The sequence below is a fragment of the Nostoc sp. ChiQUE01b genome (genome assembly GCF_034531255.1).
Taxonomy (GTDB): Bacteria; Cyanobacteriota; Cyanobacteriia; order Cyanobacteriales; family Nostocaceae; genus Nostoc.
Map to the genome: position 1 here is coordinate 1 of NZ_JAVRBM010000035.1, position 19471 is coordinate 19471.

A 19471-nucleotide genomic window follows, 5' to 3' on the forward strand; every position below is an offset into this window, starting at 1 on the left:
CAATGGTAATTATTCAGTTGAGCGTTTTATATTTAATCATGTCTAGCTACTTATTAGCTATTCAGCATTAGTTATCCTCTTTTTCACCCAGTCTTGCATCTTCTGACACAGCCTCTTTATTTTCGTTTAGCTAGTTTGCGATCGCTAAATCATGCCCTATTTCTGATACTATCCGGTATAATTGCCGCATACTGCTGAGAAGTCAGAGTTGCTTCCCGGACATCGACTTGTTTTGGCACGATTTTTAACTGGTACAACAGATCGGCAACCTGCTGTTGATCTCGTAGCACTTGCTCATTAATAGGTTGCATATCGTACTTGCGCCGAGACAACATTGTTTCCATCGTTGGCATATCAACCTTTAACTTCGGAGCAAGGATTTGGGCCGCAGCTCGCCTGTTTTGATTTGCCCACTCTCCAACTTGATAATACTCTTCTAGAATTGCTTTGAAGAGTTCAAGGTTATTACTAGCAAATTCCCTCGCAGCTAAGTAGAAAGAGCCTGGTGTTTTAATTCCCTGAGCATCCCGCAACACTCGGATCGTTCCCTCTTGTTGAAGCTTGATCAGTGTCGGGTCGATCGCTACATAGGCATCAACAGTTTTGTTTAAAAATGCTGCTCGTCCATCAGCAACAGTCAAATTCACACCTTGAACATCGTTAAACTTCAGCCCAACTTCTTCCAGCGCTTTCGCCAAAAAATAGGTCAGAGCAGTTCCTCTGGCATAGGCAACCTTTTTGCCTTTAAGATCCGCCACCGTTTTAATAGAAGAATCCTTTGGCACAACAATCCCGTAACTTTCCCCCGTACCCGCCGGCATATTCACCAGGTAAACCAAATTGTTACCAGCAGCCTGAGCAAAGATAGGCGGCGTTTCCCCGACTTGTCCCCCATCAAGGCTACCCACACTTAAGGCTTCCAGCAGGGGTGGCCCGGAAATAAATTTTGACCAGCTAACATCTACTCCCAAAGGAGCTAAACGCTTTTCGATTACACCTTTTTCTCTTGTTAGATCGCCAAATGATGTGAAGCCAAGCCGAATAAGTTTAGGCTTACTATTATTGCTACCAATAGTGTTGTTATTGTTACTTGTCGTATTCTTGTTTCCACTACCAGCATTTGCTCCACAGCCTACCAATGTGGCGAAAGAGGCGAACCCATACAAGGTATAAAGCAAATCTCGCCTGGAAATTAATCGTTTCCTGACATAAGGTTTAATCATGGCTCTCAATCCCGTGGAGTTGATATGTCATTTGCTACAAGTCGTCATAGCCGACGGCAGTCGCTTCAAGCCGGGGAACCCGTCCAATGCGCTGCCTCCCCAACACAATGGTTCCTGTTGATCGTTGGCTGTTAAATCTCAACGATCAACAAGCTATTTTGTCCTATATCTTTAAACTGCTAAACCTTTAGAAAGGACGACTACCCCGGAGGCTAACTCGTTTGAGAATACGAGTGGCATTGGCATCAAATTCAGGTCGGTAGTGAGCTGTTGCTTGGTTATCCCAATAAAGTAGGTCGCCCTTGCTCCATTGGTGACGATAGGCAAATCGGGGTTGTTTGATATGCTCTTGCAACTTTGCAACTAGTTTTGCTCCTTCTACATGGTCATAATCTACGATGTCTACATCGCTAGCTGCATTGAAGAAGAGGATCTTTTTGCCTGTATCTGGATGTGTGCGAACCAGAGGATGAATTGCTACTCGTTCGCCTGGTTCAGGAGCGCGACCATCTGCATATTTAGGATTACCATACTCATCGCGATCCTTACTGCCATAGGAATTGAAGTAGCGAACTTGTAAGCCAGAAATTTGCTCTTTGGTGGTATCATCTAGCTCGTCATAAGCCTGAGCCAAATTTACCCAATAGGTATTAGGGCCATTCTCAGGTACTTCTACTGCATATAAGAAAGAACCGCTAGATGGTATAGGCAGCCAGTAGTGATCGATGTGGGGTAAAAGTTCCTGATAGTTCGGTCGAATATTGACTGAGCTTTCTTCAGGAGCAGCATTTGCGAGAGTGAGAACTAGGGGTGGCAGGTACTCTTCTGTTTCTCCTTTGCGGACATAGGCAGGCTGCTGGAGAATATCGCCAAAGTAATTGGCAAAGGCTAACAACTGATCGTCAGTTAATATTTGGTTTTTGAAGATGAGAAGATGGCGATCGCGCCATGCCTGTTTGAGTTGCAGAATTACCTCTGGTTCCACAGAATTAACATCGAATCCGGTAATCACTGCACCAAGAGCCGCTTCGGTGGGTGTAATATCAATCCGGCTTGCCGTGAATGTCATAATCGGATCTCCTTAGATTTAGGACTATACGATCAACTGGTCATGCAAAAGTTACCCTTGTAGAGCAACAAGGGGTTCATGTCTGCGTTCATAAGTACTGAGTACTTTTTAATTTACTCAGCACTCATGACTTATAACTCAGTTTTACGAAAGGACTGGTTGTACTTCCTTAGACTCAGCTTTCTGCTTGAAGACGCTTGGTACTTCAGCACTGAAAGCTTCGCCTTGAACCACTTCTGAACGGAAACCATCAACCCCTACTGGAACATCGCCTGTGATGGTGGTGCGATAAAGGAGACGTTCGACATCCAGATGATCCAAATCTTGAGGAGCCAAATGCACGGTGGCGCGGTTGTCCCAGAAGGCGATATCACTGTTGTTCCAACGGAAGCGGGTGGTATATGCAGGTTTGGTGACTTGGTTGAAGAACAACTCTAGCAACAGTCTGCTCTCTTCTGGTGACACATCAACAATGCGGGAGACGAAGCCAGGGTTGACGAACAAGGCACGCTCACCAGTCTCAGGATGAACTCTGACGACTGGGTGAATAGAAACTAGAGGATTGACAGCAATGCGCTCGTCGAATTTATTGTTGCGGGGTTGATAACCGCCTCCATTGAAGCGATGTTCCGCTTTTAATGTATCTGCTAGCGATCGCAGGGGTGCTGAGAGTCCCTCATAAGCTGCCACAAGATTACTCCACTGGGTGTCACCACCGAAACTAGGGACATTAACTGCACGTAAAATTGACGCTGCTGGTGGGTTGATCGCCGCCGTTACATCTGTGTGCCAAGGGCCGCCAGTGCGAAAACCATACTGCTGCTCATAAAGCTTACGGTCTACGGGTTTGATCTGGGGAAATCCCGGAACTGGTTCAGGCTCTCCCAAGGGATGGGCGAAAGTCACTTCGCCAAAACGAGATGTGAACTCGACCTGGGCAGCATGATCGATGTTCTGACCACGAAAGAACAAGACTTTCCACTTTAATAGCGCTTTGCGAATTTCTTGGACTTGATCCTCAGAAAGAGAGCGGGAAAGGTCTACGCTGCCGATTTCTGCACCGATGAAACCAGCTACCTGTTTAACTTCTATATGTTTGTAGCCCATTAGGATTCTCCAGAGTTTGATCTGTCGGGAGGTGTTCACACTCGCCTATTTCCTTGGGAATTTTGCCGATACCCAATATCTGCTAGCAACATTCCCATGCTGGGAGCATAACTGAAATTATTATACATTATCTCGATAGATTTAACGTAGTATACATTTGCTAAATAGTAACTTCCTACGTTTTTGCAGACCAATCCTCTTCTATAGCGATCCGATGTCAATGTGCAAAAGTCTTAGCTCAGATAGATCAGCGATGCCTGGGTAGTAAACTACGCGATTATTTGATAATTCTTAGTTAATCTAATTATTAGTAGACCATAATAAAATTTTACTCATGAAAATTTGGCATAGACAACTAGGGAAAAACATCAGTAATATCACGTACCACCATTTACCCGCCTTGCGCTGGCGTAACTTTCGCCTGTTTTTCTGGGGACAGTTACTATCAATGTCTGGAACATTTATGACCCAGCAGTTAACCATTCCTTGGCTGGTATACGATTTGACTAAATCGCCTTGGTTGTTGGGAGTTGCAGGGTTTGTACAATTTTTACCTACCTTATTACTGATTCCCTTTTCGGGTATATTGTCCGATCGCTGGAGTCGTCGTGACTTGTTAATGGTGGTGCAGATATTGGGAATTAGCGTTTCCCTGGCTTTAACGATTCTCACCTTTACCAATTGGATTACCTTTCCTATCCTCTTGGTACTGAGTGCTTTCAATGGTTTGCTCAAGGGATTAGATATGCCCGTGCGCCATACAATCGTTACCGAAACCGTAGACGATCGCGCCGATTGGAGTAATGCGATCGCCTTGAACTCAGTAATGTTAAGTTCCTCTCTCGTAGTGGGGCCTGCTATGGGCGGGATTTTGATTGCGACACTAGGGGTAAAATATTGTTTTCTTTACGATACCCTCAGCTATATTCCTGCCATATTTACCTTGCTAGCGATGCGGCTGCAAGTCAGACAGATGCAAGCCCTTACGGGCATTAGCGATACTTTGGAGAAATTGCGGGAGGGCTTTGAATATGTCTGGAAATTCCAGCCGATTAGAGTAATTTTATTAATGCTAGCGTTACATGGTTTCGTCGGGATGTCTCATGTCGCGCTGATGCCTGTTTTTGCAGCAAAGATTCTCAATGGGAACGCAACTACGATGGCTCACCTCAGCACTTCAGCACCGATTGGCTCGTTGTTTGCTTGTTTGTATCTAAGTGTCAGACGAGGGATTGTGGGCTTAGAGCGTTTGATTGTAGTCGCTCAAGTTTTCATTGGGATGAGTTTGATATTCTTTTCACTCTCGCGTCAAGTTTGGCTATCTATAATCATTCTGGTATTTGTAGGCTGCTTTTCTATCCTCAACATTACCAGTAGTAATATGATTATTCAAACCCTAGTTACCGAGGATAAGCGCGGACGGGTAATGAGTTTTTACGCCCTAGCTATGGTGGGTACAATGCCCTTTGGGAATTTGTTAGCTGGGACTTTGGCAGATAATTTTGGTGCGACTAATGCCTTGATTGTTTGTGGTAGTCTGATTATTTTAGGTGCGCTCTGGTTCTCTGCACAATTGCCAGCAGTAAGTCGTTGGATTGCTCGGTGAACAAGTCGCTTCTGTTAGTTAGATGCCAAATGTTTCAGGATTTGTAATTCTACATCCATTGCCCTGCTTACCTTCCAAAGTTTTTTCTTTTCATCCTTTTATTGGTGCCTTGACACCTGCTAGCCCGCATATTATTATCAAGCTACGTATCTCTATCCTTACGGAGGCGCGACGATGACATGCTTTACCCACAATATACCTGAGCTGACCAATGCTGCTATGTGTGGCGTGGCCCGCTCGCTTGTGGAGTGCGCCTTTTAACCAAAAGAGTGCCCTTCGGGTTGTGTGAACAATTACTGATCTATTTGAGGCGTTTGTGAGCGTCTGATAATTGTGTTGATTTCGTAGCGATACATTCGTCTTCGCGCCGCCGCACATATTCTGGTGGCTCGTAGTTCGACCATCTTGCTGTATGCCGATTCATCGACGTATCGCTTTCAATATAGATCGCTTAATAGGTGTTGTACGAATGCGCTGTCGTGGCGCGCTATAAAAGTGCGTTAAAGCGTTTATTATACCTATACTCGTTCATTCACTTCCCAGGGAATATTTGCGGCCACGGGTATACGCCACACTCGTGGCCGTTTGATTTATAAGATATCAAGATCGCGGCTACAGATTATTTCGTCCGTGGTTGCTTTGTTTCGAGCGGCCAGGGAAGGATACCTTATGCCGCTCGTTGTTTTGCGGTCATGGGTATCACCATAACCGCTTTTGGCTTTTGATGACCTTTTCAAAAAAGCTAACCAACTACATTGCTACATTGGTGCGATCCGGTTCTTTGTCCACCTTTACACTGCTGTCTTATCTGTTTGAGGAGAAACTTTATGAGTTCTCGAAGCAAAAAATTCTTGTCTTATTACAAATCCTATGTAGGATTGCTTGTTGCAGATTTGGTATGTGCGCTTATCATATCAGCCACTACCCTGATACTCCCCTTATGTGCGAGATACATCACTAAAAATGTCTTAGAAGAAAATGCACTCAATGCGCTGGGTCAAATTTATACAGTGGGTGCGGTTATGCTCGCTTCGGTTGTCGTTCATGCTTTGTGCAAAACATTTGTTGACTATCAAGGGCACATGATGGGAACCATGATGGAAAGCGATATGCGTCGTGATTTATTCGAGCACTATCAAAAGCTGTCATTTAGTTTTTACGATCAACAAAAAACAGGTCAGTTAATGACCCGCATCACCAATGATTTGGAGTCGGTTAGCGAGTTGTATCATCATGGGCCTGAAGATATTGCTATCGGGTTACTAAAGTTCGTCGGTGCTTTTACGATCTTGAACACTATTAACGCCGAGCTTACTTTAATCATTTTTTTCTTCTTTCCCATCATGACCGTTTATGCCATCTATTTCAATAAGAAAATGAATGCTGCGCTAAGAGCAAGCAAGGATAGAATCGGCGATATTAACGCACAAGTTGAAGATACGCTGGCAGGCATCAGGGTAGTACAGTCTTTTACCAACGAGACAATAGAAAAAAGGAAGTTTGCCTACACAAACAATCGTTTTGTTGAGAGCAGGCGAGACGGTTATAAAAGTGAGGCATACTTTTATCAAGGGATGACTGTTTTTACGCAACTCATGACCATCGTGGTGATTGTCTTTGGCGGCGTTGCTATTGTTAATACTTCTTTGAATTTAGCCGATTTGGTCACCTATTTGTTGTACATCGGCATCCTCATCGAGCCAATTCAGAGATTTGTTAACTTTGCTAGGCTATATCAGGAAGGCATCACTGGGTTTGACCGATTTATGGACATTATGCAGGTGGAACCCGACATTGAAGACTCAGCAGATGCGATTGAACTTACGCATGTTCAGGGAAATGTGGAATTTAAATATGTAAGCTTCAGGTATAAAAAAGACTACGATCATGTCCTAAAGAACATCTCTTTAAATATAAAAGTTGGCGAATATGTTGCCTTAGTGGGGGCTTCAGGCGTTGGTAAAACAACCTTATGTTCCTTAATTCCCCGGTTTTATGAAGTCAGCAAGGGAAAAATACTGCTTGATGGTAAGAATATCAGGAATATTAGCTTATCTTCATTAAGAAGGAACATAGGTGTTGTTCAGCAAGATGTATATTTGTTTGCCGGGACAGTTTCAGACAATATCCGCTATGGTAAGCTTGATGCCAGTAAGGAAGAAATCATTGAGGCAGCCAAAAAAGCGAATGCCCACGATTTTATCATGGCGTTACCGGACGGTTATGATACGGATATCGGTCAACGTGGCGTAAAATTATCAGGGGGGCAAAAGCAAAGATTAAGTATTGCGCGGCTTTTCTTAAAAAATCCACCCATTATTATTTTTGATGAAGCGACGAGCGCTCTGGATAATGAAAGTGAAAAGGCCGTTCAAGATTCGTTAGAGAAGTTAACTGACAACCGGACAACACTTATCATAGCCCATCGTTTGTCAACAGTCAGAAATGCACAAAGAATTGTTGTCTTAACGGATGATGGGATTCAGGAACAAGGAACACATGAAGAGTTAATCGCATTGGATGGTATCTATGCAAATGCATACAACATGCAATTAAGAATATCGGCGTTGCATAATAGAGGGATGAATTGAGGTCATCTACTGTGCAATGTCCATACTGCAACTCTACTGAAATTAGGAAAAATGGTAAACGAAGAGGTAAACAAAATCACATTTGTGTTAATTGTGGTCGTCAATTTATCGATGTTTACAGTCCATCAAAAGGGTACTCAGATGAAATCAAGATTGAATGTTTAAGGTCATACGTCAATGGCATGGGATTTCGAGCAATAGAGCGTGATAAAGGTGTTCACCATACAACTGTAATTTATTGGTTAAAACAAATAGGTGAAAAACTCCCCGACGTACCGCCAAACGACGACATACCATCCGTTGGAGAATTAGATGAACTGGAAACCTTCATCGGTTCAAAAAAAACAAAATTTGGTTGTGGACGGCAGTAAATCACTTTCATGAGGGTATCTTAGCTTGGGTAATAGGCGATCGCAGTTCACAAACATTTAAATTCTTGTGGGACATAGTTTCCTGTTGGCAATGTTACTTCTACGTCACAGATGGTTGGAAAGTTTATCCTTGCTTTATTGACCCAGGAGACCACATCGTCAGCAAAACCTATATGACTAGAGTTGAGGGCGAAAATACCCGCTTGCGCCATTACCTAGCAAGACTACACCGAAAAACACTCTGCTATTCTAAATCCGTGGATATGCTTAAGTATTCAGTTCGATTATTACTTCATTATTTAAAGTATAGACAAATACCCGTGTCTGCCTGATTCATCCCGCATTTATGCAACGCCCTGTATATTTATTGCCAGCCCCAGTAATCAACACATCAGCTTTGGTTTGGTGTAATACCTTTAATAATGCCTGGGGAGTTGTGTCAGACAAAAGCATTGCATCCCCACCAAGATATTGTTTAATTTTAGCTTTCTCCTCTTCTGTTGTTTTGCCATCCGTAGCTGCAATAACTTCCATTCCCAAATCTTGGGCTGCTAAAATAAGCGACCAACTTTTCACACCACCAGTAGAAAGAATAATCCGCTTACCTTTTAAATCAGTAAGGTAAGGAGCTAAAGCAATATCTAGAGCAGCATTTTCTTGAGCAATTAACTTTTCTGTACGTTCTTGCAGTTCACATGCAATAACACTATCTCCCAAGGATATACTTAATTTGGCCGCAACATTCCGCAAGCAATCGTTTAAGTTGGTCGCACCATAGAACGATTCTTCAATATAAGGAATTCCATAGCGTTCCGCCATAGTTTGCGCCATTTGTATAGCTACATTTGAGCAAAGCACTACATTTAATTTGGCGCGATGAGCATAGCAAACTTCTTGATAACGAGCATCACCTGTAATTTTAGAAAGAACGCGAATTCCGATTTTTTGGAATAATGGTAAGATATTCCACGTTTCACCTGCAACATTATAGTCACCAACAATATTAATATCGAATGGTGTGGTAAATTCCGGTTCGGCTGTACCAATGACAGCATTCAATAAAGTTTCATTGCCGATGCGATTCCCTAAATTTTTACTACCAAGAAATCCAGGCGCATTTACATAGATAACTGGAAGATTAATTTCTTGTGCAGCTAGTTTACAAACACTATCAATATCATCACCAATCAAAGCAGACAGACAAGTAGCATAAACAAAAATAGCGGCAGGATGATAGCGTTGAGCAACATCCACAATCGCTTTGTACAGTTTCTTTTCTCCACCAAAAACGATATTACCTTCACTAAAGTCAGTAGTAAAAGCAGTTTGGTATAATTGGGAGCCTGAAGAGAGGCTACCATGAGTTGCCCAAGGATTGTGAGTACAAGAAACAGCACCATGTACTAAATGAACAGCATCAGTAATAGCTCCGACAGAAACCATCGCTCCATCGAAAGGGCAATTTCCTTGGGTTGCACCTGGTTGTGGTGGTTTTGTGCAAGTGAGTTTTTTCTGACTATTAAGTTGTTTCTGGTTAGATTTGCAACCTGTTTCGCTAAGGGGTTCGTTAATTGTTACTTGAGTGTTTTTCATGCTTTTCCTCGTGCTAAAAATAAATACAAAACAGCCAAGAATGAGGAGTTAAGAGTATTATTTTCTCTCTACCTCCTATTTTTCTTACTTACCAATTTTGCTGCCTAGTCCCCACTCGTCTTTATAGATGCTGGTAGACAAAGTTGATTGAGACTGATTTCTGAGAAATTACAAAAAACAGCAATTGATGCACTAGCATTTCAGATAAAACAAGCAACTCCTCTGATGCATCCTGTATTTTTAGAAAGGCTTGTTATGGCAGCCCTCGCATGAGTTACATCTTCGCCTGTAGCCCCTCACTGCAACGAGATGTAACTCACTCAGATGATAAACACTATAATTCTTTGGCTAGTGTTAGCTTATCTAAATATTAGTATAGCTAATAATATATGAAATCAAATATTGTTTTGAGATTTTTAGAATATAAATTATTAGATAATTAAACAGGATAATTTACACTCATATTTTCTATGTACCTTATATTTTGTTTTATCATCCAACCAATAAATTTATTTTTTACTAATAGTAATTTAAGTATTTTATTTCACTAAAATAATAATTTATACAGGTAATTATAGCTTTACTTATTTTAAAATACTTTAAATCTATCCACAAACAGAACTATATTAAAAAATTTTCTTTAAATTTGAAAAGTATATACGATTTCAACTAAGAGCTTTAGCCGTAGCCCTGGTTGGATTGACGGTGGCGATCGCTTTGTAGATCCGAGAGATTTTACCAACAGCCCCCTCTCCAAAACATTTCCTGATTTCCTGTTCCATATTTGTCATTTATATGCAATTCTTAATATTATAGCTAATAACTCCGATAAGTCGATTGATATATAGTATTTTGTATCCTGGCTTTTGCAAAGCAATGCTCATAGCTCTGCAATACTCTAGGCAAATCAATGTCAAAAGGCTATAGAAATATCACAACCTTATTAAGCATCCCAACAAAAAGTAGAGCGAACCGTATGACGAAATATGTAAATCTTGGCAAAACTGGACTCAAAGTATCCCGGATTACACTAGGCACGATGACTTATGGTTCGCGTAAATTGCGCGAATGGGTATTAGAAGAAGAAGAAAGTCGTCCATTTATCAAACTGGCTTTGGAATTGGGGATTAATTTCTTTGATACTGCCGATGTCTATTCCTTGGGTGCTAGTGAAGAAATTGTCGGACGAGCGCTGAAAGATTTTGCTAAACGGGATCAAGTTGTTATTGCTACTAAAGTACATGGCAAAGTCGGCGATGGGCCTAATGATCGAGGACTATCTCGCAAACATATTTTTGACAGCATTGATGCTTCTTTGCGGCGGCTACAGACTGATTATGTAGACTTGTACCAAATTCACCGTTGGGACTATGAAACACCAATTGAAGAAACCCTAGAAGCACTGCATGATATTGTCAAAGCAGGTAAAGTCCGTTACTTAGGAATTTCTAGTGTTTACGCATGGCAGTTTGCTAAAGCCCTTTATACAGCAGACATTCACGGCTGGACTCGTTTTGTATCAATTCAAAATCATTACAACCTAGTTTATCGGGAAGAAGAACGAGAAGTGATACCCTTAGCCCTAGATCAAGGGATTGGTATTATTCCTTGGAGTCCCTTGGCGCGGGGTTTTTTAGCAGGGAATCGCAGTAAGTCAGACCATGGCCAAACACTGCGGGCAAAAACTGACGAATTTGCTCACAATCTCTACTATCAAGATTCAGATTTTAAAGTAGTCGATCGCGTAGTTGAATTAGCTGGAAAACGGGGTGTGAAACCCACGCAAATTGCCCTAGCTTGGCTATTGCATCAACCAGGTGTGACATCTCCCATAATTGGCGCTAGTAAGATAGAACATCTTAAAGAGGCTGTGGAGGCGGTGGATTTAGAGCTTTCTGATGAAGAGCGCAAATTCTTAGAAGAACCTTACACACCCCATCCTATACTAGGGCATCAGCACCCATCTGGAAATCGCCCATAGAGTAATCTTGCACCAGGCCACTGGAAGTCACGGCTACAGAGGTAAAACCCGTCTACGCGGGTTAAAAACCTTGATTTTACCTTTTATGACTATGCTTGAATACGCGCCTCCTCCGATTTGGCTAAATGCTCACATTCAAGACCCGCGTATCAACGTTGGAGATTACACCTACTTCGATCAGCACATCAGTTTAGCAATATTTACCCCTGACGACCGGATTGAGATCGGAAAGTTTTGTTCTCTGGCTAAGGATATCATCATTTTTGCTGGAGGAAACCACGTTATGACAAGAGCAACGACATTTCCTTTCAAGTGGTTATCCGCAGAAGCTGTGCCAGAAGAACGTTATATCGATGCGGCTCCTAAGGGGGCAACGATTATTGGTCATGATGTTTGGATTGGGTATGGGGCAACGATTTTATCAGGGGTGAAAATTGGTAACGGTGCAGTTGTGGGCGCACAGGCTGTTATTGCTTCCGATGTTCCTGCCTATGCAATTGTGGTGGGTAATCCAGCTAAGATAATTCGGTATCGGTTTAAACCTGAAACGGTAGAACGGTTGCTAGAACTATCTTGGTGGGATTGGGAGTCAGCGAAGATTGCGGCTAATTTAGATTTGCTATATACAAACCCGGATGAGTGGCTACCAGAGATCCAGTGGAAAGAGCCACAAGGAGATGTATTGAAATTTATCGGGATGCCACCAGCAGAACAACACGATGGAGCGGATGTTTCTGTTTAATTACTTGTCGATGGCATCCATCCAAAATCGCTCCGCCTCCGTTAATATATCTGCGAGCCTACCGGCGAAATTTATTCAGCCAGGGGAGTGTCAATCAATCTTGCATTATCCTGTCTTGCCCTATTCAAAATTCTAAGTTGTTGAGTTGGATCTTTGTCAGTCCCTCCCATTTTGCCATGATGCCAACCCATGTTACGGGTGTAACTACCTAGCAAGTTTTGGGTAATTAACTGTTCTGTATCAACCTCATCATCCAGTTCGGCGTAAGGCGACACATAAAGCGCATCAACAGGGCAATACAACTCGCACAAAAAACAAGTCTGACAATCTGATTTACGAGCAATTACAGCTATTCCATCGTCTCCAGAATCAAAGACATCGCGCGGACAAACTTTTACGCAGATATCACAGCCGATACAGCGATCGCTATCAACAATTTCAATCATTACGCTACCTCTTGCAACTGATTTTCTGCGGCGACAACCACAACATCATCGATACCACTGGTAAATATTCTTCTTGTTTGTTGTACGTCAGTTTTTGTAAAATCTGTGCGTCGGTGCATTCCTCTACTTTCTTTACGTGCATCCGCACTCGCCCATATCCAGCGAGCTGTGGCCGCCATCGCCGCAGCTTCCCGTGCGCGTAGAGCATTGCGACCTTCACCTACTAGATAATCGCTAATATCTGCCCATACTGCATCCAAACGTTGACGTGACAGCGCTATCCTCGCTCCAGAACGAAAGAAATTAACATCAAGCGGCAAGGTTTCAGCCTGAACAGCACTAATCGCTTCCGATATTAGCTCATCTTCTATTGGGTGTTTACGGGGACGCAAACCTGCTTGACCTAAACCACGAACCAAGCGTGTCTCGGCTTTCTCGCCTAAAGAGGCAGCAAAAAGTGCTGCTGCACGACCACTCCAAGTCCCACTAGCAATCGCCCAGGATGCATTAGGGCTTCCCCCTCCTGAAACTGCCCCTGTAAGATTTTCCCGAGAGGCTGCATCACCGGCGGCATAAAGCCCTGGCACTTTTGTAGCGCAATCATTGTTGATAATTTCCAGCCCACCTACGCCGCGAACAGTTCCTTCGGAGCGTAGCGTCACTGAAAAGGGTTGCTGGAATGGATCTAATCCAATCCTCTCAAATGGTAGAAAGCAGTTAGGTTGACCCTGGCGCAACCATTCATGTTCGATAGGGTTGCCGCGATTCATCAGGGCATACACTTTTTCACCCGCAAGCAACTGGCGTGCAATACGTACAGCTCGGTCTTCCCCAGTTTCCGGTAAGGGAGAGCCATCTTCCAGATAAAAACTGGCGAAGGTAAAGGTCAATCCCTTGGTAACAGAAGTATGAGCAGGTGACAAGCCATATTGTGAGGAAAATTCCATTCCAGATAGCCTGACTCCTGCCTCTGCTGCCATGAGATAACCATCACCGGTATTACCATCGCAACCTAGTGCATGAGACAGAAAAGCGCATCCGCCAGTCGCCAGCACAACGGCACCAGCTCTGACTTCCCAGCGATTCCCAGTGCGCGGATGAATACCTGCTGCACCTGCGATCGCACCATCAGCCCAAAGTAGTTCGAGTGCGGGATGATGGTCAAGAATGCGTACACCAGCTGCGATCGCTCTATGTCGCATGAAGCGCATATAATCTGGCCCGCGCAAGTTAGCACGGTAGGGATTGCCCTGCTCATCAAAAGGAAAAGGATAGCCGTTATCCCCTAAATCATCTAAACCTATTTGTGCCTGCTCAATCACACGCTGTAACCAACGGCGATCGGCAAGTCCTGATGAGCGAGACAGCCGACGCTCAATTTCTGCATCACGTTCTGCGCCTTTGGGAAGATACCATGTCCCAGTATTGGATGGAGCTGTTGCCCCTGATGTACCGCAATACCCCTTATCCGCTAGGACGACACGGGCACCTTGCTTTGCTGCTGAAAGTGCTGCCCAAGTACCAGCCGGCCCGCCACCCAGAACTAAGACATCAGTGGTAATTAAACTCTGTGCTGCCGAGACTTGAAAAGTTTTTGTATTCATATCATCGCTGTATAAATTTATTTAGTATCCTGCTTCCTTATTGACTACATTCCGTAAAGGCTTATTGCCTCGGTAACGCTCTAAGTTATCAAGGAACAAGTCTGTAATGCGTCCTTTCAATGCTGGGGTAATTGCGGAAGTATGGGGTGTAATAAACAAGTTAGGCAACGACCATAGAGGACTTTCTGGCGGTAGTGGTTCAATAGAAACTGTGTCTAATCCTGCACCTGCAATCCAGCCTTCAGTGAGAGCCTTAGTTAATGCTGATTCATCCACAACCGCACCTCGACCCACATTAATTAAATAAGCATGACTGGGTAGCGATCGCAGTACAGTTTCATCAATTAAAGCTTTGGTTTCTAGTGTTAGAGGTGTCGCCACAATTATATAGTCAACTTCTGGCAACAATGCGTGCCATTCATTTGTGCCGACGATTTTATCAAAATTTGGTAGAGGTTCAGGACGACGACGACCGCCCCAAACTCTCGCCCCAAATGGTTTAATACGAGCTGCGATCGCTTGACCTATATTCCCAGTCCCAAGAATTAATACAGTTGAATTTGCTAACTCTGGCAGTACTAACCAGCTTTTTCGCCAAGTACGTTGGTCGTGAGCAGCTTGCAATTGCCGTAACTGTTTGGCGTGATAGAGGATCAAACTTAAGACAAATTCCGAAATCGGAATCGCATGAACCCCCGCGCCATTAGTCAGAATAATATCGTGTTCGAGAAAAATCGGTGTCAAAATGTGATTCACACCAGCACTAGGAGTCTGTTGCCAACGTATTCCAGGAGCAGCTCCCAGCACCTTATGTAGAGTGGTTGGCTTCAATTTAAATCCATTCAGATAAACTTCAGCATCACTGGGATCGCTATCAAAATTACCATCACTATCTACCCGCACAAATTTTGTATCCGATGGTAGATGTGGCTCAATCTCGGTAGTAAGTTCTATGGGTAAAATTAGTTTGACCACGGGTTAATCCTTCACGCTAAATAGTCAATGAGCATGGATAAATGCAAGCAATATATCAAAGGAAGCGATCGCCACTGAAAACATAATACTATAAATCGATAAATTTACCGTATTATATAATTAATCAACAAAGTTGTTTCTCTCCTGCAATGCTGGATTGCTCATGCTGGCTCACTATTTACATCTAAAAATCAATGAAAGCCTAGATTGTTAGCTTTGCTAAGTTTTGTAAAAAAAGGCTAAAAATTTCCGTTTCTTAATCCTAATTATCTTCAATTGCCAACTTACTTGTTTTTTTTGTAAACTGTGAAATATTTTTTGCAAAAAAATACAGTTAGTGTATCAGTTTTTGCCTTAAATTTATCTTACCCAGATTCTTAGGGAACCCAGTGGCTCAAAATTTAAAGTCTGCAATTTAGTAATTTTTTGTCCTGTTTCATAGCCAACAATCGGTAGATAGGGAAAGATGTCAATTACCTTGGCAATACAAACATACAAAAAATTCTCTGCATCGGCAGTAGGTATAAAAATATTCGTCAGTCCCACACAATCTACAGCACGATTTGCGATCGCCCCAGCAACAATACGATGCTCCTGATATCCGGCAATAACAGCAATATCCTCATTCGCCAGCAGAGAAGATAAGAAAATGCGTGGTTGCTTTTGGCGCATCTTTTTGGCTGAATTACTATTCCACGCAGCTTCCCAATCAGCCAGTTCGGACTCTTCATAGAGTTTGACCCAATGTATCCCAGCAATGTCTGTATCTGGTCGAGGCTGCGATGCCGATCTATAGATCCACTCTGCTTGAAATAATATCCGAAATCCCAATGAGGCAAGGTCAAGTGTACAGAAACTATCCTTGACTCCGAATTGCCTAGATAAACCAGACTTGGCGAGATATTGAATCCACTCTATCTGTTCAGTAGATTTTTTGGTTTTCGATAGAGTCACAGCGTTTGGATAAAAGCGAGGAGTTTCATGTTGATTCACCCATATTGTGTCCATGAATTTACCCGGTTTACCGTGGATCTGGCAAATGCTATCGCACCATACAGCATTATTTTGGACTACTTGATTTATTCGCTCGTTGGTCATTATTTGCAATTTATGCCAATATTTCGGATCTTTCTGAATTTTTTCGTAGCTGATGCTTGATTATCCTCTCGTTGATGCAGTACCATGAGAACAACACCCGTTATTCTATAGATTAACCGTAGTAAAATATTTTTTGTCTAAAAAAAAGTTTTTTTAATTGCTACAAGTCGCTGAAAAACTGCAATTAATTATTAATGAGTGATGCAGGCATAGACAGTTTATTACTGTCAATCCAAATAGAGTATCGATAAGGAAATTCATTAAAATGACGCAGAAACTTGCCCAAACGCAATACCCTGTTCATGACTTTATCCAGAGTCGTTGGAGTCCTAGAGCTTTTGCCGAACGCTTAGTTGAGCAGGATAAGCTACTCTCATTGCTAGAAGCAGCTCGTTGGGCACCTTCTTCCTACAATCATCAGCCTTGGAGCTTTATTGTTGCCACTAAAGATGACTCAACGGAATACAATCGTCTACTTAGTACCTTGGTTGAGTTTAATCAAGGATGGGCGAAAAATGCTCCGGTACTGATACTTGCAGTCGCTAAAATCCTTACTGACGACGGAAAAACAAACAGACATGCATTTCATGATGTCGGACTGGCTTTAGAAAACCTGATCCTTCAGGCGACTTCTCTTGGTTTATTTGCCCATCAAATAGCGGGATTTAATGCAGATACCGCGAGAGAAATATACCAAATTCCAGAAGACTATGAGCCTGCAACTGTGGTGACAGTTGGTTATCCTGGCGATCCCCAAAGCCTCCCTGATGGACTACGCGATCGCGAACTGGCTCCTCGTGTTCGCAAGCCGTTGAAAGAATTTGTCTTTACTGGACAGTGGGGACATACCTCAGCCTTATTAAAAGACTAAAGATCGAGGCTGAAGTATGTAGATACGTTCGACATACTCCAAAGCAGAACGCGAAGGAAATTTACAAAAAAGAATTACTATATGACCCAAGAAAATTGGGCTGCGGTCGATCGCTATATCACCGACTTGTTTGTTCAGCCCGACCTCGCCCTGGATACAGCGCTGCAAACTGCTGCTGATGCAGGGCTACCATCGCACAATGTGTCACCCAATCAGGGCAAACTGCTGTTGCTATTAGCGCAAATCCAGAAGGCGCACACCATCCTAGAGATTGGTACATTGGGTGGTTACAGCACGATTTGGCTAGCGCGATCGCTACCTGCTGACGGTCGCTTGATCTCGCTGGAGGCTAACCCAAAGCACGCCGAAATCGCCCGTAGTAACATTGCACACGCTGGTCTGTCCAGCCTCGTAGATATACGCATCGGGCGGGCGCTGGATACATTGCCACAGATCGCCACCGAAGGACACGATCCATTTGACCTAATCTTTATTGATGCTGACAAGCCAAGCAATCCCGATTACTTGGCTTGGGCGCTGAAGCTTTCCCATCGTGGTAGCTTAATTATTGCCGATAATGTTGTCCGTAATGGGGCGGTGATCGATGCTGCTAGTAGTGATAGTAGTGTGCAGGGGATACGCCGCTTCAACGAGCTACTAGCAGCAGAACCGCGTGTGAGTGCTACAGAGATCCAAACTGTGGGTAGTAAAGGTTACGACGGCTTTGCGATCGCGATCGTGACTAGCGACTCTTGAGTTGCAAAAGCGATCGCCCGTTACATCGGCTGTCTTTTCCATACTTAAAGACTTGTATTCACTAATAACCCATTTAAGATGAGCAGATCGAAGCAATTAAAACTAGGTGCATTCATGCGCCCAGTCAGCATACATACTGGCGCTTGGCGCTATCCTGCGGCTTTTCCTGATGCTAATTTCAACTTCCCGGCGCTGAAACAATTTATTCAAAAACTAGAGCAGGGCAAGTTTGACGCATTCTTCATGGCCGATCACTTAGCGGTGCTGAATATGCCGATGAACGCTCTCAAGCGCAGCCATACTGTCACTTCCTTTGAGCCTTTCACTTTGCTTTCTGCCCTTGCCAGCGTTACCGAACGCATCGGACTGGTAGCTACTGCTTCCACAACATACGACCAGCCTTACCACATCGCTCGCCGCTTCGCGTCTCTCGACCATATCAGTGGCGGTCGCGCTGGCTGGAACATCGTCACCACATCAAATCCCGATGCAGCGCTCAACTTCGGGTTAGAAGAGGAAGTAGAGCATGACGAACGTTACGTGCGGGCTAAGGAATTCTATGATGTTGTCACAGGTCTTTGGGATTCCTTCGCTGACGATGCCTTTATTCGAGATGTGCAATCAGGGATTTATTTCGATCCCGAAAAAATTCACGTTCTGGATCATAAAGGAAAACATCTCTCGGTGCGGGGGCCATTGAACATCGCTAGACCTGTCCAGGGTTGGCCGGTGATCGTTCAGGCGGGAGCTTCCGAAGCAGGTCGTCAACTGGCCGCCGAAACCGCCGAGGTCGTGTTTGCATCAGCCAGCAATTTGGAAGTAGGGAAGGCATTCTTTGCCGACATTAAGGGTCGTGTACAGGCGATAGGACGTGACCCAGATAGCATCAAAATTCTTCCAGGTGTCTTAGTCATCGTGGGTGAAACCGTCGCACAGGCGCGTGCTAAACGTCTTCATTTGGACAGCTTAGTACATTATGACAGTGGGATCGCCAGCCTGAACAGCGCCCTTGGCTACGACGTTTCGGGTTTTAATCCAGATGGCCTCTTACCGGAAATCCCGCAGACTAACGCCGGAAAAACCTCACGAGAACGAGTGATCGCGCTGGCGCAACGTGATAACCTGACGATTCGTCAGCTGGCGCAACGTATCGGTAGTTATGGCGGGCTGGCTTTCGTCGGTACACCCCAAACGATCGCCGATGAAATGGAGCAATGGCTGACCGAGGAAGGGTCTGATGGCTTCAATGTTATGTTCCCTTTTCTTCCTGAAGGGCTAAATGATTTCGTAGACAAGGTTGTGCCAGAACTCCAACGCCGTGGGATTTTCCGCCAGGAGTACGAAGGCAAGACGCTGCGCGAAAATCTGGGACTTGCTCGCCCTACTAACCGCTTCTTCCAGCCCACAACCGCATCTGTCAGCTAAATGTAGCTATTCC

Annotated in this window: 18 protein-coding genes; 8 read left to right on the forward strand and 10 right to left on the reverse strand. The window is 43.8% G+C overall.

Going from position 1 to position 19471, the window contains the following annotated elements; translation table 11 throughout:
- Nucleotides 1-149: 149 nt before the first annotated feature.
- The 3 genes from RMY63_RS21805 to RMY63_RS21815 all read right to left on the reverse strand — a co-directional run bounded on the left by RMY63_RS21805 (nucleotide 150) and on the right by RMY63_RS21815 (nucleotide 3399).
- Nucleotides 150-1223 carry an aliphatic sulfonate ABC transporter substrate-binding protein gene (locus RMY63_RS21805; protein ID WP_322730714.1) on the reverse strand — a complete coding sequence of 358 codons (1074 nt, stop codon included), beginning with the start codon at nucleotides 1221-1223 and terminating at the stop codon, nucleotides 150-152.
- 187 nt (nucleotides 1224-1410) lie between these two features.
- On the reverse strand, nucleotides 1411-2292 hold the full coding sequence (locus tag RMY63_RS21810) for a TauD/TfdA dioxygenase family protein (RefSeq protein ID WP_322730715.1): 882 nt from the start codon (nucleotides 2290-2292) through the stop codon (nucleotides 1411-1413).
- A 144-nt stretch (nucleotides 2293-2436) separates the two neighbouring features.
- On the reverse strand, nucleotides 2437-3399 hold the full coding sequence (locus tag RMY63_RS21815) for a TauD/TfdA dioxygenase family protein (protein WP_322730716.1): 963 nt from the start codon (nucleotides 3397-3399) through the stop codon (nucleotides 2437-2439).
- Nucleotides 3400-3733: 334 nt separating this feature from the next.
- Between RMY63_RS21815 and RMY63_RS21820 the strand changes: the two genes are divergently transcribed.
- On the forward strand, nucleotides 3734-5005 hold the full coding sequence (locus RMY63_RS21820; protein ID WP_322730717.1) for an MFS transporter: 1272 nt from the start codon (nucleotides 3734-3736) through the stop codon (nucleotides 5003-5005).
- Between the two features lie 301 nt (nucleotides 5006-5306).
- Here RMY63_RS21820 and RMY63_RS21825 read toward each other — a convergent pair whose 3' ends face one another.
- The gene (locus RMY63_RS21825; RefSeq protein ID WP_322730718.1) at nucleotides 5307-5429 is read right to left on the reverse strand and encodes a hypothetical protein; all 123 of its coding nucleotides are present in this window, start codon (nucleotides 5427-5429) and stop codon (nucleotides 5307-5309) included.
- 403 nt (nucleotides 5430-5832) lie between these two features.
- Between RMY63_RS21825 and RMY63_RS21830 the strand changes: the two genes are divergently transcribed.
- Nucleotides 5833-7596, forward strand: coding sequence for an ABC transporter ATP-binding protein (locus RMY63_RS21830; RefSeq protein WP_322730719.1), 1764 nt, complete (start codon nucleotides 5833-5835; stop codon nucleotides 7594-7596).
- An 11-nt stretch (nucleotides 7597-7607) separates the two neighbouring features.
- Nucleotides 7608-8299, forward strand: a protein-coding gene (locus RMY63_RS21835; protein ID WP_322730720.1) for an IS1 family transposase whose coding sequence is annotated in 2 segments (ribosomal slippage) — nucleotides 7608-7932 and nucleotides 7932-8299 — 693 coding nt in all. Because the reading frame shifts where the segments join, the coding sequence is not laid out codon by codon here.
- 1 nt (nucleotide 8300) lies between these two features.
- On the opposite strand, the gene RMY63_RS21840 is transcribed toward RMY63_RS21835, so the two are convergent.
- Both RMY63_RS21840 and RMY63_RS21845 read right to left on the reverse strand, forming a co-directional pair.
- Complete coding sequence (locus RMY63_RS21840) at nucleotides 8301-9560, reverse strand: nitrogenase component 1 (RefSeq protein ID WP_322730721.1); 1260 nt, start codon at nucleotides 9558-9560, stop codon at nucleotides 8301-8303.
- A 665-nt stretch (nucleotides 9561-10225) separates the two neighbouring features.
- A complete protein-coding gene (locus RMY63_RS21845; protein ID WP_322730722.1) occupies nucleotides 10226-10351 on the reverse strand; it encodes a hypothetical protein in 126 nt (41 codons plus the stop codon).
- A gap of 185 nt (nucleotides 10352-10536) precedes the next feature.
- Here RMY63_RS21845 and RMY63_RS21850 point away from each other — a divergent pair, with 185 nt between their 5' ends.
- Nucleotides 10537-11541, forward strand: coding sequence for an aldo/keto reductase (locus RMY63_RS21850; protein WP_174709858.1), 1005 nt, complete (start codon nucleotides 10537-10539; stop codon nucleotides 11539-11541).
- Nucleotides 11542-11548: 7 nt separating this feature from the next.
- Complete coding sequence (locus RMY63_RS21855; protein WP_322730723.1) at nucleotides 11549-12283, forward strand: CatB-related O-acetyltransferase; 735 nt, start codon at nucleotides 11549-11551, stop codon at nucleotides 12281-12283.
- 71 nt (nucleotides 12284-12354) lie between these two features.
- On the opposite strand, the gene RMY63_RS21860 is transcribed toward RMY63_RS21855, so the two are convergent.
- The 4 genes from RMY63_RS21860 to RMY63_RS21875 form a co-directional block, all read right to left on the reverse strand.
- On the reverse strand, nucleotides 12355-12729 hold the full coding sequence (locus RMY63_RS21860; RefSeq protein ID WP_322730724.1) for a ferredoxin family protein: 375 nt from the start codon (nucleotides 12727-12729) through the stop codon (nucleotides 12355-12357).
- On the reverse strand, nucleotides 12729-14333 hold the full coding sequence (locus RMY63_RS21865; RefSeq protein WP_322730725.1) for an FAD-binding protein: 1605 nt from the start codon (nucleotides 14331-14333) through the stop codon (nucleotides 12729-12731). Before RMY63_RS21865 ends, RMY63_RS21860 begins: the two co-directional genes overlap by 1 nt.
- Nucleotides 14334-14354: 21 nt before the next feature.
- A complete protein-coding gene (locus RMY63_RS21870) occupies nucleotides 14355-15308 on the reverse strand; it encodes a D-2-hydroxyacid dehydrogenase (RefSeq protein WP_322730726.1) in 954 nt (317 codons plus the stop codon).
- A 360-nt stretch (nucleotides 15309-15668) separates the two neighbouring features.
- Nucleotides 15669-16406: a hypothetical protein gene (locus RMY63_RS21875; protein WP_322730727.1), complete on the reverse strand. Its 738-nt coding sequence runs from the start codon at nucleotides 16404-16406 to the stop codon at nucleotides 15669-15671.
- A gap of 265 nt (nucleotides 16407-16671) precedes the next feature.
- Here RMY63_RS21875 and RMY63_RS21880 point away from each other — a divergent pair, with 265 nt between their 5' ends.
- The 3 genes from RMY63_RS21880 to RMY63_RS21890 all read left to right on the forward strand — a co-directional run bounded on the left by RMY63_RS21880 (nucleotide 16672) and on the right by RMY63_RS21890 (nucleotide 19458).
- Nucleotides 16672-17277, forward strand: coding sequence for a nitroreductase family protein (locus tag RMY63_RS21880; RefSeq protein ID WP_322730728.1), 606 nt, complete (start codon nucleotides 16672-16674; stop codon nucleotides 17275-17277).
- Nucleotides 17278-17358: 81 nt separating this feature from the next.
- Nucleotides 17359-18033 carry an O-methyltransferase gene (locus RMY63_RS21885; RefSeq protein WP_322730729.1) on the forward strand — a complete coding sequence of 225 codons (675 nt, stop codon included), beginning with the start codon at nucleotides 17359-17361 and terminating at the stop codon, nucleotides 18031-18033.
- A gap of 78 nt (nucleotides 18034-18111) precedes the next feature.
- Nucleotides 18112-19458, forward strand: a complete 1347-nt coding sequence (locus tag RMY63_RS21890) for an LLM class flavin-dependent oxidoreductase (protein WP_322730730.1) — start codon at nucleotides 18112-18114, stop codon at nucleotides 19456-19458.
- The last annotated feature ends 13 nt before the right edge of the window (nucleotides 19459-19471 follow it).

Bases quoted from the DNA above. Each gene is read 5' to 3' on its own strand.
- RMY63_RS21810 (WP_322730715.1), bottom strand. From the start codon at position 2,292: ATGACATTCACGGCAAGCCGGATTGATATTACACCCACCGAAGCGGCT.
- RMY63_RS21890 (WP_322730730.1), top strand. From the start codon at position 18,112: ATGAGCAGATCGAAGCAATTAAAACTAGGTGCATTCATGCGCCCAGTC.
- RMY63_RS21880 (WP_322730728.1), top strand. From the start codon at position 16,672: ATGACGCAGAAACTTGCCCAAACGCAATACCCTGTTCATGACTTTATC.
- RMY63_RS21830 (WP_322730719.1), top strand. From the start codon at position 5,833: ATGAGTTCTCGAAGCAAAAAATTCTTGTCTTATTACAAATCCTATGTA.
- RMY63_RS21860 (WP_322730724.1), bottom strand. From the start codon at position 12,729: ATGATTGAAATTGTTGATAGCGATCGCTGTATCGGCTGTGATATCTGC.
- RMY63_RS21805 (WP_322730714.1), bottom strand. From the start codon at position 1,223: ATGATTAAACCTTATGTCAGGAAACGATTAATTTCCAGGCGAGATTTG.
- RMY63_RS21850 (WP_174709858.1), top strand. From the start codon at position 10,537: ATGACGAAATATGTAAATCTTGGCAAAACTGGACTCAAAGTATCCCGG.
- RMY63_RS21820 (WP_322730717.1), top strand. From the start codon at position 3,734: ATGAAAATTTGGCATAGACAACTAGGGAAAAACATCAGTAATATCACG.
- RMY63_RS21815 (WP_322730716.1), bottom strand. From the start codon at position 3,399: ATGGGCTACAAACATATAGAAGTTAAACAGGTAGCTGGTTTCATCGGT.
- RMY63_RS21840 (WP_322730721.1), bottom strand. From the start codon at position 9,560: ATGAAAAACACTCAAGTAACAATTAACGAACCCCTTAGCGAAACAGGT.
- RMY63_RS21875 (WP_322730727.1), bottom strand. From the start codon at position 16,406: ATGACCAACGAGCGAATAAATCAAGTAGTCCAAAATAATGCTGTATGG.
- RMY63_RS21825 (WP_322730718.1), bottom strand. From the start codon at position 5,429: ATGAATCGGCATACAGCAAGATGGTCGAACTACGAGCCACCAGAATAT.
- RMY63_RS21865 (WP_322730725.1), bottom strand. From the start codon at position 14,333: ATGAATACAAAAACTTTTCAAGTCTCGGCAGCACAGAGTTTAATTACC.
- RMY63_RS21885 (WP_322730729.1), top strand. From the start codon at position 17,359: ATGACCCAAGAAAATTGGGCTGCGGTCGATCGCTATATCACCGACTTG.
- RMY63_RS21845 (WP_322730722.1), bottom strand. From the start codon at position 10,351: ATGACAAATATGGAACAGGAAATCAGGAAATGTTTTGGAGAGGGGGCT.